Here is a 16,670-nt window from a genome sequence, read left to right as displayed (position 1 = left end):
TGTCCGGAAGCCCATCGGGTGTTCCGGACGGTTTTTTGAAAGGAATTCAAAATGGATATTCAGGCACTTGGGAAAAAATATCACGACTATCTTATTGAACAGCGTCGTTGGTTTCACGCTTATCCGGAGGTGAGCGGCGAGGAATTCGGCACCGCAGAACATATTCGTCAGGAGTTGGATAAGCACGGTATTGACTGGCGTGAATGCGGGATGAAGACAGGAACGTTGGCTACGATCAAGGGCGCCAAGCCAGGTAAAACCATCTTGCTTCGCGGCGATATCGATGCCTTGACGGTTAATGAAGAAACCGGTTATGAATTTGCCAGCAAAAATCCCGGCGTCATGCATGCCTGCGGGCATGATTGCCACATTTCGATGCTTCTGACAGCCGCTCTCATGCTCAATGAAATCAAAGATGAGCTGTGCGGTACCGTTGTCTGTGCCTTTCAACCTGCCGAAGAAATTGGAAAAGGGGCCAGTGCCATGATTGAAGAAGGTGCCCTTGAAGGCGTGGATGTTGCCTTCGGGATGCACGTATGGTCAGATATACCGAGCGGAAAAATTTCTGTTCGTGAAGGCGCAACGATGGCTTCGGGCGATCGCTTTGAAATCCACGTGCAAGGTAAGGGCGGGCACGGGGCTACACCGCACCTTTGTGCCGATGCCATCGTGATGAGTGCGGCGATCGTTCAGAATCTGCAAACAGTTGTCAGCCGTGAAATCTCGCCGGTAGAAACTGCAGTGTTGACAGTGGGCACCATTGAAGGCGGTACGCGCTGGAACGTTGTCTCGGGCTCGGCAAAATTGACGGGTACGACCCGTTGCTTCAGCAATGAAGTGCGTGCGCAATTCCCGCAAGCCATGAAGCGAGTGGTTGAAGAAACCGCCAAAGCCATGCGCGGCAGCGCAACGCTGACCTATGAGGAACTTGTTCCGCCGACGATTAACGATGTGAAACTGGCTCGAAACGTGCGTAAAAGTGCCGAAAAGATTTTGGGTGAGGACAGTTTGTACGAATATCCGGTAACGATGGGCGGTGAAGACTTTGCCTACTACCAGCAAAAGGTACCCGGTGTAATGGCTCTCTTCGGTGTGGGCAATCCCGCTTGCGATGCCGTGTATGCACAACACTCCGGTTGCTTTAAGGTGGATGAAGATGCGCTCATTAACGGAGCCATGACGCATGTTCAGGTGGCTTATGATTTCCTCAACAACTGATATATCTTTTGATCTGGACTCATGACTTCGCAAGCCTCGGCCTGTCGGTCGGGGCTTTGCTGACTTTCAGTACGTATAATGAAAATTCCCTTTAACGGAATAGACAAGATGTTAGTAGAACGCAAAGATTTAAAAAATGCCAAGCGAATTGTGGTGAAAGTGGGTTCAAGCACGATTACCCATGCCAACGGGAAATGTGACTTTGCTCGCATTGATAAGCTTGCCCGCGAGTTGGCTGATTGGCAAAACCAGGGTAAAGAAATGATTTTGGTGACGTCTGGCGCTGTGGCAGTCGGTGTCGATCGTCTGGGATTGCCCGAAAAACCGAAAACGATTCCGGGTAAGCAAGCTGCTGCGGCCGTCGGTCAGGGCATTTTGATGCATACCTACGAGAAAATCTTTGCAGAATACGGACAGGTGGTTGCACAGGTGTTGCTGACCCGAATGGAAACGATCGATCGGCATCGCTACACCAATGCCAGAAACACCTTCATGGAATTGCTCCGTCAACGCGTGATTCCTATCGTCAATGAAAATGACGTGGTGGCACTCGATGAACTGAAAATCGGCGATAACGACAACATGAGTGCGCTGGTGGCGAGCATTGTCGATGCCGATTTGGTGATCATTTTGTCTGATGTGGATGGGTTATATACCGCCAATCCTCAAACTCACCCTGATGCCAAGCTCGTCTCAAGGGTTGAAGAAATCACCGCAGAGATTGAAGCCAGTGCGGGTGGTGCGGGCAGCAGCGTCGGAACCGGCGGCATGTTTACCAAAATCCAGGCTGCAAAAAATGCCACCACTTCCGGTATTAATCTGGTGATTGCCTCCGGTTCAGAAAAAGACGCAATCAGCCGGATTCTGGAAGGCGAGGAGGTGGGAACACTTTTTGTTTCGAAGGAAAACAGACTGCAATTCAGAAAACGCTGGTTGGCGTTCGGCGCCCGTATCATGGGCAGTGTGACGGTTGATGAAGGTTGCGAAAAAGCCATTAAAAAGGCGGGCGGTTGTAGCATTCTGCCCGTCGGCATCGTTGGGGTTCAGGGAGACTTTGAGGCCGGTAATACCGTGAGCGTTCTCACGAAAGAAGGTCGCGAAATTGCCCGCGGGCTTTGTCACTATTCTTCCGAAGAATTAAAGAAAATCATCGGTTGTCAGTCTTCGGAAATCGAAGACAGAGTCGGACACAAAGCCTTTGATGAAGTGATCCATCGGGATGATTTGGTTATTTTGAATTAGGAGAGAAGAATGCCTGATGTACAAAGCCTTGTGAGGGAAAAAGCCCAAGCTGCACACGATGCAGCAGTCGCCATGAGTATTCTTCGCTCCGGAGAAAAAAACAAAGCCCTTTTGGCGATGGCCCAAGCTTTAGTGACTCATGCTGAGGAAATCCTTCAGGCCAATGCAGAAGATATGGCACGCGCGCAAGCCAATGCGATGAAAACCTCCATGCAGGATCGTTTGCGTTTGACGCCCGAGCGAATTGCGGGTATGGCAGAAGGATTGCGGCAAGTCGCGCAGCTCAAAGATCCTGTGGGAGAGGTAATCGGTGGATCGACTTTACCTAATGGGTTGACCATCACCAAGGTGCGTGTGCCGATCGGTGTGGTGGGGATTATCTATGAGGCTCGCCCCAATGTGACAGCCGACGCTATCGGCTTATGTCTGAAATCGGGCAACACTGTGGTGCTCAAAGGCGGCAGTGAAGCACTGCACTCTAATCGTACGATTGCGAAAATTTTGTCTGAAGCTGCACAAAAAGAGGGGGTGCCTGCCGGTGCCGTGCAGTTTATTGATGTGACCGATCGACAGGCCGTCACGGAGCTTATCCGCATGAACGGTTTGGTTGATGTGGTCATTCCTCGTGGCAGTGCCAGACTGATTCAGGCGGTTGTTCAAAATGCCACGGTACCTGTGATCGAAACGGGAGCGGGGGTTTGTCATACGTTTGTCGATGAAACGGCCGATTGTGATATGGCTCGAAAGATTGCCATTAACGCCAAGGTGCAGCGCCCGTCGGTTTGTAATGCGATGGAAACCCTTTTGGTTCACGAAAACGTCGCGCAAAATTTCTTACCGGCTATGTTGGACGATTTCTTTAAGGCCGGTGTGACGATTTTCGGTTGTGAAAAAACGCAGAAATTTGACGAAAAAGTACAACCGGCCACCGACGAGGATTGGGCAACCGAATACGGTGATTTGCGTCTGTCGATTAAGATTGTGAGCGGTATTGATGAAGCGCTCAGTCATATCGCCCGATACGGTACTCGTCACTCAGAATGTATCGTGACGCGTGATATGCAAAACGCCAAACGTTTCCAGGCTGAAGTCGATGCTGCCGTTGTCTACGTGAACGCTTCCACCCGATTTACCGACGGATTCGAATTCGGTTTCGGCGCAGAAATCGGCATCAGCACCCAAAAGCTTCATGCCAGAGGACCGATGGCCTTGCCGGAACTGACCTCATACAAATATCTGGTCAACGGTGACGGCCAGATCAGAGGCTAGAAAAAGGAGTAGAGAAAATGAGGAAAATATTAACGGCTGTTTTGCTCAGTTCCGTTTTTGCCATGACTTCGGCTCAGGCCTTGGAAAATACGGTTAAGCCCGAAGTTACGGACCTTGGAATCACGAATCCTAAAACGGGTCTTATTGTCGGGAACTCCTATTCTTTCTATAACTGCGGTGTACACAGTTACCTGCGCGGTTTGACGCGTGAAACCAAGCAGCCTTGGAAGGCAAGAATCCTGACGATGAGCTCAGCGATGCTTTCCTACCACAACGTCAAGGACTATCTGACGCCCGATAAGGAAATGGATCCTTATGCAAAGAGTCATCCCATGTTTGATGTGGTTTTCTTACAGGGACAGAGCTCTGAGCCGATTAATGCCAAGCGTCAGGCAACGTTTAAAAAATACGTGGCCGAGCACGCCAAGACCATTCGTGAAGCCGGTGCAGTGCCCATTTTAGTGGCTACATGGGCTCGCCAGGATAAGCCTCAGGATACGCGAGCCTTGGCCGACGAAACCATTAAAGCCGCTAACGCCAATCACATCATGGTATTGCCTGTCGGTTTGGCTTTTGCTGAAAGCCTCAAGATCAGACCGGATTTGATCATGCACCAAGAGGATAAAAGTCATCCGAGCGCAGCAGGCTCTTATCTTTATGGCGCCATGATGTATTCGGTGCTTTTCAAAAAGAGTCCTGAAGGGTTGAAGTATCAGGGCGGCTGCGAAAAACCGCTCAAAGAAGCCGATATTAAGCATCTGCAGACGGTCGCTTGGAAAACGGTCAAAGAGTTCTACGGTTGGTAGATAACAAAAAAGGGCAAGGAAAAAATCCTTGCCCTCAACGTATTAGAAGTTCAGTACTCTAGACATCAATGTCAACGAGTTCGTAGTTGGCTTTACCCATGCCCAATTCGCGCATGGCGGTCAGTTGATGCAACCCGTGGCGTGACTCGATACGTTCAACCAAGTCATGGTTCTTGTCTTTACCCAAGGAGTACACCAGATCCACGCAAGCCTGGTCAATCGCCAAAACATCGGTTGAGGCAACCATGCCGATATCCGGAATGGTGGGTTCGGCAGCAGCCAACCCTGCGCAGTCGCAGTCAACGGACATACGGCGCATCACATTGATAAAGACAATGTGCTTGCCGAAATGATCGCAAACGGCTTTGGCAGATTCGGCCATTGTTTCCATCAATGTTTCTTTACCCGGCCATTGATCCCAAGGTGCATTCACATCTTTGACGGCGTGTACCTGAGCTTTGCCGATTTTGCCGTCAGCGCAACCGATGGCAATGTTTTTCATTGAACCACCGAAGCCGCCCATTGCGTGGCCTTTGAAGTGGGTGAGAACCACCATGGAATCGTAATTGACGATGTTCTTGCCCATGGAGACTTCTTTAAAGTGTTTGCCGCCCTTGACGGGGAGCATAACCGTACCGTCTTCGTCCATGATGTCAACCGGGCAAAAGGTCCATCCGTTGACTTCAAGTGTTTTGCGGTGCTTTTCGGTCGTGTCGCGGTCACCGTGATACAGCGTATTGGTTTCAACAATCGTGCTGTTAGGAATGGTTTGTTGGAAGTCTTTAACCATTTCACGAGGCAAAATGTTGGGACCGTGTTGTTCACCGGTGTGAAGCTTAATGGCAACCTTGCCTTTAACTTCATCGTTAATCAGTGCGTAGAGCTTTTTGAGGTGCTCGGCATCAATGTGGCGGGTGAAAAACACTTTGGCTTTTTCGCCCTTAAAGTCAGAGGTAACTTTTTTAGTGCCGACGACAGGAGCCTGAGTTTGTGCGGAAGCGATTCCGGATAAGGAGCTCAAAACCGCAGCCGACATCACTCCTCCCATGGTCTTTAAAAAAGCACCGCGAGAGCATTTGTATTCAGACATGACTGATCCCCTTAAAAAAGGTTTGACCGAAAAAATTTTATCAATTTTTGTTTTGCCTGCCTTGCTCAAAATCCTTCCCAAAATTGCCCACTTCTGTTGATGGTTCTCTCCAGGTAATAACTGCTCACTCGCCAGAAAATCATAGTAACTACCTAAAGAGAAGAGCTTATTTCACTTTAAAGAAATGATGTTTCTACGCTTTTTCACTTATAGGCAAGATTCATATCCTTCATACAATTAAAGAACACGATGAAATAAAAGAGAGAAAAACATGGATAAAAAAGTTGCAACGAGATATATCCCCATCGGTTTAATGCTTTTTGCTCTTTTCTTTGGAGCCGGGAATCTGATTTTCCCGGCCTCAATGGGGCAGAATGCCGGAGTTAACGTTTGGTACGCTTTGATCGGTTTTTGTATTACGGGCGTCGGTATGCCGCTTTTGAGTGTGATGGCCATGGGCTACTCAGGCTGCAGTGATTTGCAAGAGGCTGCGGGCCGCGCGCATCCCCTCTACGGATTGTTTTTTACGATTGTGGCTTATTTGGCCATCGGTCCGTGTTTTGCTATTCCGCGTACAGGGACGGTCGCTTTTGAAATTGCAGTGAGTCCCTTTTTATCGCCTGAAAGTTTGAGCATCGGTTTGCCGATTTTCTTGGCAGTCTTCTTCCTTATTTCTTTTTGGCTGTCAGCTTCGCCTCAAAAGTTGGTCGATCGTATCGGTAAATTGCTCACACCGGCACTGGTGCTCACCATTGTTTTGTTGATTGTCCAATCGTTTGTTTCGCCGCTGGGCGAGGCTCAAGCTCCGACTAAAGCGTACGCCACTCCGATGGTAGCTGCTGTTCAGGGGGTTTTAGATGGCTATAACACACTCGATGCCATTGCTGCATTCGTATTTGCAACGTTGGTGATTAATGTCGTTCGTGAAGATTGCGGTTTGACAGATCCTGCAGAGATTACTAAACAGGTCTATAAGTCCGGTATCGTGGCGGTGGCTTTGTTGGCCTTTATTTATATTTTTATTGCCAAGATCGGTGCAGAGAGTGTTCCGGCAATCGGCATGCAGTCAACCGGTGCTCCTGTTCTTGCAGAGTCAGCCAAGATTTTGTTCGGTAATGCCGGTGCGGTCATTTTGGCTGTCATTGTGTTGTTGGCCTGTTTGTCTACCGCTATCGGTTTGATTACATGTTGCGCAGCCTACTTCTTAAAGCTTACCGGTCGCTTTACCTACATTTATTGGGTTTCTGTTTTCTCGATCGTCTCTTTCCTCGTGGGCATGTTCGGGTTACAAACAATCATTACCTCGACTGTTCCGGTTTTGATGTTTATTTACCCGTTGGCTGTTGTGCTGATTGTGTTGCTTTTCACACATAAGTTCTTTAACGGTCGGCAATGTGTCTACGCCTTTACTGTGGCCTTTACCTTTGTGATGGCTTTAATCAGTGGGTTGGAAACAGCCAACATTAAGTTTGAAGCTTTGGAAAATTTCCTCGTCAACTATGTCCCGATGCATACTTTGGGATTGAGTTGGATTTGGTTTGCTTTAGTCGGTTATATCTTGGGTTTGCTTTGGATGAAATTGGTACCGGCAAAAGCTAATTGAAGCATGTACTGATGAGACTTATCTCCGGTAGAGAAAAATTGCCTCTATCGGAGATTGTCGTTATCAGGTATTTTCAGCAAGAACGTGTTCTTCATTAAAGTGTGGAATGAATTTCGCACTGTCTGTGCGTCCTACCTGTATGAACCCCTTTGTAATCCCGATCTCCCGCGCGTGACGAACAACTTTTTGATATTCAAGAGTTGTGAGCGGTCGATTGATTTCCGGGTGTCTGCAGGCTTTAAAAAGAGGCATGTATTGATTCATGATGGAAACATAGACCTGATCGTCAAAGGTCTCATGAATCCAGTCTAAACAGCGGCAACTGTCGCGCCACTGCCAGGGTAATACGAGGTGTCTGATGATGAGTCCCCGGCGAAGAAGTCCGGCCTCATCAAGCTCACAGGGCCCCACCATGTCAAACATTGTGCGGATTGCTTCGGAAGCATAGTCGAAGTATTTGGAAACTCCTGAATATTTTTCCCCCAGTCGATTGTCGAAATATTTCAGGTCGGGAAGAAAAATATCAACAAGGCCCGAAAGCATACGAAGTGTTTCAGGCAGTTCATAGGCATTTGAATTGTAAACAACAGGAAGTTTGAGCCCCCTACCCTTAGCGTCAAGCAGAGCCTCACGTATTTGGCGTGTGTAGTGACCGGGCGTGACGAGTTCAATACAGCAAGCCCCTCTTTGAGCCTCTTCGAGAAAAATGTCTGCTAACCGCTTTGTTGAAATTTTAAGTCCGTGCCCTTCAGTGCTGATTTCATGGTTTTGGCAGAAACAGCATCGAAGATTGCAATGCGAAAAAAAGATTGTGCCGGCTCCATTCTTAGCCTCAAGAATGGGCTCCTCCCATGTATGCAGACTCACAAGAGCGACTTCAACATCGTCGCTTGCATGACAAATGCTTCGTTTCAATCCTTGGGGCGTGGAACGGTCGGTATTGCAGCGACGTGGACAAAGGTTACAGATCATGTTCAGACAATAATTAACGTTTTTTCTCCAGCATTCTATTCCTGAAATATCCGTCTGTATTTTCTAAAAAGGCTGATCGGAGTGTCACCGTTGATAATGCAAGAAAAAGAAAACTCTTAAGTACGGTTTAGGTTATGATGGAAAATGATTCGGTTTCTAAAGTTTTGGGATTTCGCTATGCGTGAGGAAACTTTACTGGTTCATGCCGGTCGACACATTTCAGACGATTACGATTTCGTTAATCCACCGGTCATTCGAGCCTCGACTGTTCTGCACAAATCGGCAGAAGATATGCTCAATCGTGCAATGCACGAGCGTGACATGATTGAAGATAAGATTCCGTACGGAACTTATGGTTCTCCCACTCACCACGCTTTCTATAAAGCCTTGTGTGCACTTGAGGGACCTAAAGCTAAGGGTGCCTGGGCATTCCCTTCAGGATTGGCTGCCTGCACAATTCCTCTTTTGGCTTTTCTGAAGTCAGGCGATCATGCACTTTTTATCGATACGATCTATGGACCGACAAGAGAATTCGCTGAAGAAATTTTGAAGCGAATGGGAGTGGAGGTGGAATTTTTCCCGCCTTCTGTTGCAGAAAATATTGCTTCCTACTTCAAACCCAATACAACTTTGTTAATGATGGAAACACCGGGATCACATTCTTTTGAAATGCCTGATGTTCCTGCGATCGCTAAAGCCTGCAGGGAGCATCATGTGATCAGTGTCATTGATAACACCTGGGCAACTCCGCTTTACTTTAAACCGTTAGAGGTTGGTGTGGATGTCGTTATTCATGCTGCAACGAAATACATCGGCGGTCACTCTGATCTCACCATGGGCGTGGTGATCTGCAACGAAGAAACCTGGCCGCGAGCTTATCGTACAATTGTGCAGACCGGTCAAACAACCGGTTGTGATGATATCTATCTCGCTTACCGTGGCCTGCACTCGATGGGCGTTCGAGTCAAAGCCTCAACGGAAAGTGCAAAGAAAATTGTCGATTGGTTGCTGACACGAGATGAAGTTGAACGAGTTCTGTGGCCGGCTCTGCCTACCGACCCCTCGTATCCGATTTGGAAACGAGATTTCAAAGGTGCAACGTCTTTATTCGGTGTGGTCTTTAAAGAGCAGTACGCCAATCAACTGGCTCCCATGATTGACGCGTTAAAGATTTTTGGCCGAGGCTATTCTTGGGGTGGCTACGAAAGTCTTTTAATTCAAAGCTATGGGACAAGAAATCAAACGCCTGTGCCTTTTGAACGAATGGTTCGAATCGCAGTAGGCTTAGAAAATCCTGATGATCTCATTGACGACTTGAGACAGGCGTTTGAAAAACTCCGTATCCGCTAAACCCGACTGATTAGTGCCGGTGGATGAGGCGTAAATCTGGTCTTAAAAGAATGGCAAGAGGATCTCATTGTCACTTTTTTCCGACAAACTCGGAGGCAAGGGCCGCTCCCAGGATCAGGATCGCGCCGGCAACCCCCGCAGTCGTTATTGGCTCCATCAGAACGAAAACCGAAAGAAGAATCGCAACGGCCGGATCAATATAGGAAAAAATGGCAATGCGGGCGGCTTCAAGTTTGGGCAGAGCGGAAAAATATAGCCAATAGGCAATGCCTGTGTGCAAAATTCCCACTGCCAAGGTTAGGCCTATCGTTGTAGTGTCCAAGCTTAAGGTACCAAAATCAACCGTTAAGACTACATATGGCAAAAGCACAACGGCCGCTACAGTCAACTGTACGATGGTTGAGTCGTAAGGATCGAGGTCCTTTAAAAATTTGTTGTTAATGACGACTCCTGCGTAGAAGCAAGCGGCAATCAGTCCCATAGAAATACCTTCTATGGCGATGTTTTGAGAGTTTTCCCAAATGCCGGAAATAAGTGACATGCCCAAAAGTGCACAACCGACACAAATCCATTTTGGCAAGGGAACGCGTTCACGAAGAACAACAGGGGAGAGCAGAATCAAAATGATCGGGGCCATGTAATAGGCAAGCGTTGCCGTGGCCACACTGGTTAATCGGTACGCCTCAAATAAAAAAATCCAGTTTAGTCCCAGCGCAACACCGGCAATGACCAAGTGTCTGAAATTGCCCCTTATGGTCGCAAAATTAATGGGCTTTTTTAAAGCGGCTAATACCAATAATAAGAACAGAGTTCCCAAAGCACCGCGGGATAGCGCAATGACTGTGGAAGGCAAGTCGATAAATTTGACGAACAGGCCTATTGTCCCGAAGATAGTCATTGCAAGAAGATACTGAGGCATATTGCTTTTCTAGAAATCAGACCAGATTAAGAGTAATTGCTTGATAGACCAAAAAGCAAAAATAAATTAAGTGGTTTTAGCTACAGAAAGCAGATCAATTTCTAGGATCCACCCTCTTGCGGTTTCGTAGTATTTGCGAGTACAGAAGAAAAAACAAATGAATAATCTGTTGCTTTTGTCCATCATCTTGCCAATCAAAGAAAAAGGGGTCTGATGGAGTTTAAGAGGGTTACTCGAAAATAAATGGTTCAGTTAACCATTTGAAAAATAAGAGATTGTCAGACTTATTTGGAAAGAATGAGATTTGTCAATGGTGGAGGCGGCGGGAATTGAACCCGCGTCCAGAAATCGTCCATAGCTGGATCTACATGCTTAGCTAAAACATTTAAAAAATCTTATTCCGCTTTACGCCCTTTAGCAGGCTCTGACGAAACCAGACGCTCTAAAGTCTCGATACTCCCGCAGCGTCCTCGGGAACATCCAGCCTGTATGATATGAAACCACTGCCGGCGAACCGGCCCGGTCTAGAGGCAAACCGGTGTGGTCCTCGCCTAGATTAAGCGGCGAGAGCGAAACGCTTATTGTTGGCGTTTATTTTGTTTCCAGCGGATTTACAAGGTGACTGGACCTTGGCATGCACCAAGCCACTTCGTGACCCCTGTCGAAACCAGGTCGCCCCCGTGAACTTGTCGGACTGACAATTATGGACGAAAAAGAAAAAAATTGCTGACGTACAGTGAACCGTTTGTTTTTTCTGAAAAAATAGTGACAAAGCCTCTCGCATGAGATCGCATTTTGCATTAAAATGCGCTTCGCTTTTGTTTTCAAAACAAATTTTTTATCAAAACGAACTTTCGTTTTTTATTTTTTTACGCGTCAACCTAGAAGACGCAAGGAATTATGGCAAAAGAAGATCTGATCGAAATGAGTGGTGTCGTGCTGGAAGTGTTGCCCGATGCCCGTTACCGTGTAAAACTTGACAATGGTCATGAATTGGTTGCTTACACCAATGGCAAGATGCGCAAGCACCATATCCGCATTTTGGCCGGAGACAAAGTTTCTTTGGAATTGTCTCCCTACGATTTAACGAAGGGTCGCATTACCTTCCGTCACATTGAAGGTCGCCCCGCTGCTGCTCCCGCAGCCGGTGCCAATCGTCGCCGTTAATCCACAGCATTCGCAAATGTATCAGGACGCCTGAGTCAGTCGGGCGTCCTTTGTTTGCGTGTACAATCAACGCAAGCCATTCTTAACCGGAATCATTCATCATGGAATTCGAACTTTGGTATCTGATTGTTGTTCCTGTGCTTTTCGTTGCAGGTTGGTGGTTTAGAGGACTGGATCAACGACAACGCGAGCAAGAGCAACGTCCCGGTACCTATTACAAAGGGATCAACCTTTTATTGAATGATCAGCCGGACAAAGCAATCGATGCTTTTATCGAGGTGGTTAAGCTCGACCCGGAAACCATTGAGCTTCACCATGCTTTGGGTAATCTCTTTAGCCGTCGCGGCGAATTTGACCGAGCGGTTCGTATCCACAATCACCTGCTCAATCGTGAAGACTTGCCGACGCACGAACGTTCATTGGCCTTGTTTGAGTTAGGTAATGATTATTTGAAAGCCGGTATTTATGACCGGGCGGAAAACAGTTTTCAACGTCTGTTGAAGGAACCGGAATACCGCTTGGACGCCATGCGTGCACTTTTGAAGATTTACTGCACGGAAAAAGAGTGGGAAAAGGCCATTGATATTGCCAACACGTTGGAAAAACAGGCAGGCGAAAACCACCAGATGGAAATGGGGCATTTCCATTGCGAATTGGCGGTTCAGGCGATACGTGGCAAACAATTCGATAAGGCAAAAGAGCAGCTGCAAAAAGCACTTGAGGTGGATCGTAAAAGTGTTCGCGCATTGATTATGTTAGGGGATTTGGCCATGCTTGCCGAAGATCCGAAAACCGCTCTTGAACATTGGTCTCAGGTAGAAAAAGTCTCTGCAGAGCACTTGACTTTAGTAATGGCTCAGATGGCCAAAGCCTATGAAATGATCGGTCAGCACGAACAGGCGATGAACTTGATTCATCGGGCTTTGGACGATCATTCGGGAGTCGAGACGCTGTCCATTGCCCTTGATTTGATTGCCAAGAGTGAGGGTGAGCAGGCTGCGCAAAAATTCCTGAAAGAAGAATTGATACGTCGACCGACCTTATGGACGTATGAAAAGTTGGCTCAATTGCGTCTGAAGGCCAATCCGGAAGACACTGAACTTCAATTGCTCGTTACATTGCTCAAACCCTATGTCAGCCGTCCTGGTCGTTACCGCTGTGCTCACTGTGGGTTCGTGGCAAAGGGCTTTCAGTGGCTTTGCCCGGGTTGCTCCTCATGGGGAAGTTATTCTCCCAAGCGTGAGGAAGAAGTTTGATCAAGCAATTAAGGTCAAGAGAATTCAATCTTGGCCTTTTTTGTAATTATTTACATTTTTGAGAATCTTCTTTCACACTCTTTACAGCAACATTGCGTACACTTCACATTCATGTGATTGCCTTTATTGACTAGGAAACATCAATGTTTAAACGAATCGGTTTATTCATCTTGACCAACTTGGCCATTTTGGTGATGCTGTCCATCATCTTGAATTTGGTGAGCTGGTTTTTCGGGGTTGATTTCTCGCAAATTGCCGGTGCAGGTCAAAACTATGTATCGCTGTTGATCTTTGCCGCAGTAATCGGTTTTTCCGGTTCCATCATCAGTTTGATGATGAGTAAGACTATCGCTAAGAACTCTATGGGTGTGCAGATGATTGACATTGAGCACCCGCGCAACGAAGTGGAACGTTGGTTGGTTCAAACCGTTGCGAAATTGGCTGAAACCAAAGGTGTGGCGATGCCGGAGGTGGGCATTTACCATGGTGAGCCCAACGCCTTTGCTACCGGCCCCTCTAAAAACAATTCTTTAGTGGCTGTCTCTGACGGGCTTTTAGCCAGTATGAATAAGGAAGAAGTGGCGGCTGTTTTAGGCCATGAAATGAGCCACGTAGCCAACGGCGACATGGTGACGATGACCCTTATGCAGGGCGTGATTAACACGTTTGTTGTATTCTTGTCACGCGTGATCGGCAATATCGTGGATCGTGGAATTTTGCGCAATGAAAGCGACGCTCCTGGAGCCGGTTACTACATCACAAGCTTGGTTCTTGATATGGTCTTGGGACTTTTGGGTTCGATGCTTGTGGCCGCTTTCTCGCGTTACCGTGAATATCGTGCGGATGCCGGTGCAGCCGAAGCTTTAGGATCGCCCGTACCGATGATTAACGCTTTGGCTCGCCTGGGAGGGCAACAACCTTCCGAATTGCCGGGCAACGTCAAGGGTTTTGGTATCAGCGGCGGAATGGGTTCCCTTTTTGCAACGCATCCCCCGATCGAAGCTCGTATCAAAGCGCTTCGTGAACTGCAAAATTAATCGGATACGAGAATAACACTAAGCCTGCCGCTAAAACGGTGGGCTTTTTGTTGTGTACAAAAAGACAGTCTTGAATAGAACTGAATTTAAGATATTCGGGATTTTTGGGAGGAAAGTTTGAAGGGAAGGTTGATGGGGTGGGAAATGGGACTCGAACCCACGACAACCGGAATCACAATCCGGGACTCTACCAACTGAGCTATTCCCACCATCAAACTTGGCCCGCCCGACAGGATTCGAACCTGTGACCCTCGGCTTAGAAGGCCGATGCTCTATCCAGCTGAGCTACGGGCGGCTCGACAACTGTCGAAACGTGGTCGGGGCGAAGGGATTCGAACCCCCGACATCCTGCTCCCAAAGCAGGCGCGCTACCGGACTGCGCTACGCCCCGCCTCAAGTGCGAATCAGCATTATGCAGGAAAAAAAACGGAAGTGCAATAGTTTGGGCAATTTTTTTCGAAAATCCTCTATCTTTAGCTCTATCAAATGAGATGCTGGTTGGTACAATCAAAAACTATTTTATGAGTGAAAAGAAGGGCAATTCAATGAAGTGGTTGTGTGCCGGTCGAGAGCTTGATCTTTCATTTCCCTTGATTATGGGAATTGTCAACGTGACTCCGGATTCTTTCTCTGATGGGGGAGAGCATGACGATTGTGACGCTGCAGTAAAGCACGCTCTGAAGCTTTTGGATGAAGGGGCCGATATTTTGGATATCGGAGGAGAGTCTACCCGTCCGGGAGCGGCAGAAGTCAGCGAAAAAGAGGAATTAAGGCGAGTTATCCCGGTTGTTGAAGCGTTAGCAGCGACCGGAGCAACGATTTCAGTTGATACGAGCAAACCTCTCGTAATCAAAGAGGCAGTAAAAGCCGGAGCGCACATTATTAATGATATTCGTGCACTTTGTCTTCCTGGAGCTTTGCAGGCAGCGGCAGAAACCGATGCGGGGATTTGTCTGATGCATATGCAAGGCGATCCTCAGAGCATGCAAGAAAAGCCGACCTATAAAAATCTTTTGCAAGAAGTGGAATCTTTTTTGTTGAATCGAGCCGCCGAGCTTGAAAAAGTCGGGATTGATTCAAGTCGAATTTGTCTGGATTATGGATTCGGATTCGGAAAAACAGTGGAGCAAAACTTTACGCTTTTAGCCAATACGGCGCGCTTTGCCCGACTGCCTTATCCTTTACTCGTGGGATTGTCCAGAAAGTCCAGTTTAGGAGCGGTTACAGGTAGAGGAGTACACGACAGACTTGTATCTTCTGTGACCGGTGCACTTTTAGCCGCCCAACGAGGAGCTTCTATACTTCGGGTTCACGATGTGGCAGCCACGCGAGATGCGTTTACAATTTGGCGTATGACAGTCAGTCAAACTCAAAAGGAATAGTTTTATGACTCGTAAATATTTTGGGACGGATGGAGTCCGCGGTCGGGTGGGTGAAACCCCGATTACACCGGATTTTGTATTGAAGTTGGGGCAAGCGGCCGGTCGTGTGTTAAGACGACATATTGACGGTCGACGCCATGTGCGAGTAGTGATCGGAAAGGACACACGTGTATCGGGGTATATGTTGGAAGCGGCCCTTCAGGCTGGATTTTCCAGTGCCGGAGTCGATGTAGTGTTGTGCGGTCCGATTCCAACTCCTGCCATTGCTTATTTGACCCGAGCTCAAAGAGCCGATGCAGGTGTTGTCATCAGTGCGAGCCATAACCCCTATCACGACAATGGCATCAAATTTTTCTCAGAGTCCGGTGCGAAATTACCCGATGAGGTGGAGCTTGAAATTGAAGAAGAACTCGATAAGGGTTTTGCTTGCGTAGAAAGCCGCGAATTAGGTAAGGCTTGGCGCCTGGAAGATGCCTCCGGCCGCTATATTGAATTTTGTAAATCGACCATCGACAGTGATGTCAATTTAAAGGGCTTGAGAATCCTGGTGGATTGCGCCAACGGAGCCGCTTATCACGTGGCTCCTGCCGTTTACCATGAATTAGGGGCAGATGTTTTCACTGTCGGCGATACACCGGATGGCTTTAATATCAACGATGGAGTGGGGGCTACACACACGGAGTCTCTGTCCAAGAAAGTGTTTGAGCGCGGCTGCGACGTGGGTATTGCTCTTGACGGGGACGCTGATCGGTTAATCATGGCCGATGCCAACGGGCATGTTTATAACGGTGACGAACTGCTCTACGTGATGGTGCGCGACCGCATGATGCGTGAAAAAGTCCAAGGGGTAGTCGGAACATTGATGACCAATTACGCTCTTGAAAAACGCTTTGCTGAACTGGGAATTGAGTTTGTTCGCGCCAAGGTCGGGGACCGCTATGTGCTCGAGCAACTTAAAGCCCGAGACGGTTGGATTTTCGGCGGAGAAACATCCGGGCATTTATTGGTTCTCGATTGTCAGACAACCGGAGACGGTATTGTGAGCAGTCTTCAGGTACTCGCTGCAATGAGACGCCAGAATAAGACGCTGGCTGAGTTAACAGCCGATTTGAAACTTCTGCCTCAGGTGTTGATCAATAAACGTATTGAAAAGGGCTTTGATTGGAAGTCGCATGAACCGATGCAAAAGGCGTTGCAGGCAGCCCAGGAACAGCTCAACGGACGCGGTCGGGTCCTCATTCGTCCCTCGGGAACCGAGCCGCTTTTGCGCGTAATGGTTGAAGCCGATGATAAGGCGTTGGCTCAATCACTGGCTCAAAGCATTGCGGATACGCTTTAAGAAAATCGGGCCGGTCCTTT

General features: G+C 48.0%; 14 protein-coding genes, 3 tRNA genes and 1 other RNA gene. 11 read left to right on the top strand and 7 right to left on the bottom strand.

Features of this window, described 5'->3' with window-relative positions; genetic code table 11:
* Window positions 1–51: 51 nt before the first annotated feature.
* The 4 genes from H5985_RS02015 (at window position 52) to H5985_RS02000 (ending at window position 4,535) form a co-directional block, all read left to right on the top strand.
* The gene (locus tag H5985_RS02015) at window positions 52–1,218 is read left to right on the top strand and encodes an amidohydrolase (protein ID WP_205049647.1); all 1,167 of its coding nucleotides are present in this window, start codon (window positions 52–54) and stop codon (window positions 1,216–1,218) included.
* A 108-nt stretch (window positions 1,219–1,326) separates the two neighbouring features.
* Entirely contained in the window at window positions 1,327–2,460 is a 1,134-nt protein-coding gene (gene proB, locus H5985_RS02010; RefSeq protein ID WP_205049646.1) for a glutamate 5-kinase, read from the top strand.
* Window positions 2,461–2,469: 9 nt separating this feature from the next.
* Window positions 2,470–3,729, top strand: a complete 1,260-nt coding sequence (locus tag H5985_RS02005) for a glutamate-5-semialdehyde dehydrogenase (protein WP_205049645.1) — start codon at window positions 2,470–2,472, stop codon at window positions 3,727–3,729.
* 17 nt (window positions 3,730–3,746) lie between these two features.
* Window positions 3,747–4,535, top strand: coding sequence for an SGNH/GDSL hydrolase family protein (locus H5985_RS02000; protein ID WP_205049644.1), 789 nt, complete (start codon window positions 3,747–3,749; stop codon window positions 4,533–4,535).
* Between the two features lie 58 nt (window positions 4,536–4,593).
* On the opposite strand, the gene H5985_RS01995 is transcribed toward H5985_RS02000, so the two are convergent.
* Entirely contained in the window at window positions 4,594–5,625 is a 1,032-nt protein-coding gene (locus tag H5985_RS01995) for a DUF362 domain-containing protein (protein WP_239481533.1), read from the bottom strand.
* Between the two features lie 271 nt (window positions 5,626–5,896).
* On the opposite strand from H5985_RS01995, the gene brnQ reads away from it, so the two are divergent.
* The gene (gene brnQ / locus H5985_RS01990; protein WP_205049643.1) at window positions 5,897–7,228 is read left to right on the top strand and encodes a branched-chain amino acid transport system II carrier protein; all 1,332 of its coding nucleotides are present in this window, start codon (window positions 5,897–5,899) and stop codon (window positions 7,226–7,228) included.
* 63 nt (window positions 7,229–7,291) lie between these two features.
* On the opposite strand, the gene H5985_RS01985 is transcribed toward brnQ, so the two are convergent.
* A complete protein-coding gene (locus H5985_RS01985) occupies window positions 7,292–8,200 on the bottom strand; it encodes a radical SAM protein (protein WP_205049642.1) in 909 nt (302 codons plus the stop codon).
* Window positions 8,201–8,377: 177 nt separating this feature from the next.
* On the opposite strand from H5985_RS01985, the gene metC reads away from it, so the two are divergent.
* A complete protein-coding gene (gene metC, locus H5985_RS01980; RefSeq protein WP_205049641.1) occupies window positions 8,378–9,550 on the top strand; it encodes a cystathionine beta-lyase in 1,173 nt (390 codons plus the stop codon).
* 70 nt (window positions 9,551–9,620) lie between these two features.
* Here metC and H5985_RS01975 read toward each other — a convergent pair whose 3' ends face one another.
* Complete coding sequence (locus tag H5985_RS01975) at window positions 9,621–10,469, bottom strand: DMT family transporter (RefSeq protein ID WP_205049640.1); 849 nt, start codon at window positions 10,467–10,469, stop codon at window positions 9,621–9,623.
* 311 nt (window positions 10,470–10,780) lie between these two features.
* Window positions 10,781–11,149: a transfer-messenger RNA gene (gene ssrA / locus H5985_RS01970) on the bottom strand.
* Between the two features lie 220 nt (window positions 11,150–11,369).
* Here ssrA and infA point away from each other — a divergent pair.
* From infA to htpX, 3 genes are all read left to right on the top strand, one after another.
* Window positions 11,370–11,636, top strand: a complete 267-nt coding sequence (gene infA, locus H5985_RS01965; RefSeq protein ID WP_205049639.1) for a translation initiation factor IF-1 — start codon at window positions 11,370–11,372, stop codon at window positions 11,634–11,636.
* A gap of 101 nt (window positions 11,637–11,737) precedes the next feature.
* A complete protein-coding gene (lapB, locus tag H5985_RS01960) occupies window positions 11,738–12,892 on the top strand; it encodes a lipopolysaccharide assembly protein LapB (RefSeq protein ID WP_205049638.1) in 1,155 nt (384 codons plus the stop codon).
* 143 nt (window positions 12,893–13,035) lie between these two features.
* A complete protein-coding gene (gene htpX / locus H5985_RS01955; protein WP_205049637.1) occupies window positions 13,036–13,929 on the top strand; it encodes a protease HtpX in 894 nt (297 codons plus the stop codon).
* Window positions 13,930–14,062: 133 nt separating this feature from the next.
* Here htpX and H5985_RS01950 read toward each other — a convergent pair.
* The 3 genes from H5985_RS01950 to H5985_RS01940 all read right to left on the bottom strand — a co-directional run bounded on the left by H5985_RS01950 (window position 14,063) and on the right by H5985_RS01940 (window position 14,320).
* A tRNA-His gene (locus tag H5985_RS01950) sits at window positions 14,063–14,138 on the bottom strand.
* Between the two features lie 9 nt (window positions 14,139–14,147).
* A tRNA-Arg gene (locus H5985_RS01945) sits at window positions 14,148–14,224 on the bottom strand.
* Between the two features lie 19 nt (window positions 14,225–14,243).
* Window positions 14,244–14,320, bottom strand: a tRNA-Pro gene (locus H5985_RS01940).
* A 130-nt stretch (window positions 14,321–14,450) separates the two neighbouring features.
* Here H5985_RS01940 and folP point away from each other — a divergent pair.
* Together folP and glmM are read left to right on the top strand one after the other, a co-directional pair.
* Entirely contained in the window at window positions 14,451–15,311 is an 861-nt protein-coding gene (gene folP, locus H5985_RS01935) for a dihydropteroate synthase (RefSeq protein WP_205049636.1), read from the top strand.
* Window positions 15,312–15,315: 4 nt separating this feature from the next.
* Complete coding sequence (gene glmM / locus H5985_RS01930) at window positions 15,316–16,650, top strand: phosphoglucosamine mutase (RefSeq protein ID WP_205049635.1); 1,335 nt, start codon at window positions 15,316–15,318, stop codon at window positions 16,648–16,650.
* Window positions 16,651–16,670: the final 20 nt, after the last annotated feature.

The organism is Parasutterella secunda, assembly GCF_016901835.1.
Lineage (GTDB): Bacteria > Pseudomonadota > Gammaproteobacteria > Burkholderiales > Burkholderiaceae_F > Aphodousia > Aphodousia faecavium.
The sequence above is the reverse complement of the archived record's forward strand: the minus strand, read 5'-3'. Positions and strand labels throughout refer to the sequence as shown.

Coding starts and splice junctions, on each gene's coding strand:
- proB (WP_205049646.1), top strand. CDS start 1,327: ATGTTAGTAGAACGCAAAGATTTAAAAAATGCCAAGCGAATTGTGGTG.
- folP (WP_205049636.1), top strand. CDS start 14,451: ATGAGTGAAAAGAAGGGCAATTCAATGAAGTGGTTGTGTGCCGGTCGA.
- H5985_RS02000 (WP_205049644.1), top strand. CDS start 3,747: ATGAGGAAAATATTAACGGCTGTTTTGCTCAGTTCCGTTTTTGCCATG.
- H5985_RS02005 (WP_205049645.1), top strand. CDS start 2,470: ATGCCTGATGTACAAAGCCTTGTGAGGGAAAAAGCCCAAGCTGCACAC.
- H5985_RS01975 (WP_205049640.1), bottom strand. CDS start 10,469: ATGCCTCAGTATCTTCTTGCAATGACTATCTTCGGGACAATAGGCCTG.
- glmM (WP_205049635.1), top strand. CDS start 15,316: ATGACTCGTAAATATTTTGGGACGGATGGAGTCCGCGGTCGGGTGGGT.
- brnQ (WP_205049643.1), top strand. CDS start 5,897: ATGGATAAAAAAGTTGCAACGAGATATATCCCCATCGGTTTAATGCTT.
- htpX (WP_205049637.1), top strand. CDS start 13,036: ATGTTTAAACGAATCGGTTTATTCATCTTGACCAACTTGGCCATTTTG.
- lapB (WP_205049638.1), top strand. CDS start 11,738: ATGGAATTCGAACTTTGGTATCTGATTGTTGTTCCTGTGCTTTTCGTT.
- metC (WP_205049641.1), top strand. CDS start 8,378: ATGCGTGAGGAAACTTTACTGGTTCATGCCGGTCGACACATTTCAGAC.
- H5985_RS01995 (WP_239481533.1), bottom strand. CDS start 5,625: ATGTCTGAATACAAATGCTCTCGCGGTGCTTTTTTAAAGACCATGGGA.
- H5985_RS01985 (WP_205049642.1), bottom strand. CDS start 8,200: ATGATCTGTAACCTTTGTCCACGTCGCTGCAATACCGACCGTTCCACG.
- H5985_RS02015 (WP_205049647.1), top strand. CDS start 52: ATGGATATTCAGGCACTTGGGAAAAAATATCACGACTATCTTATTGAA.
- infA (WP_205049639.1), top strand. CDS start 11,370: ATGGCAAAAGAAGATCTGATCGAAATGAGTGGTGTCGTGCTGGAAGTG.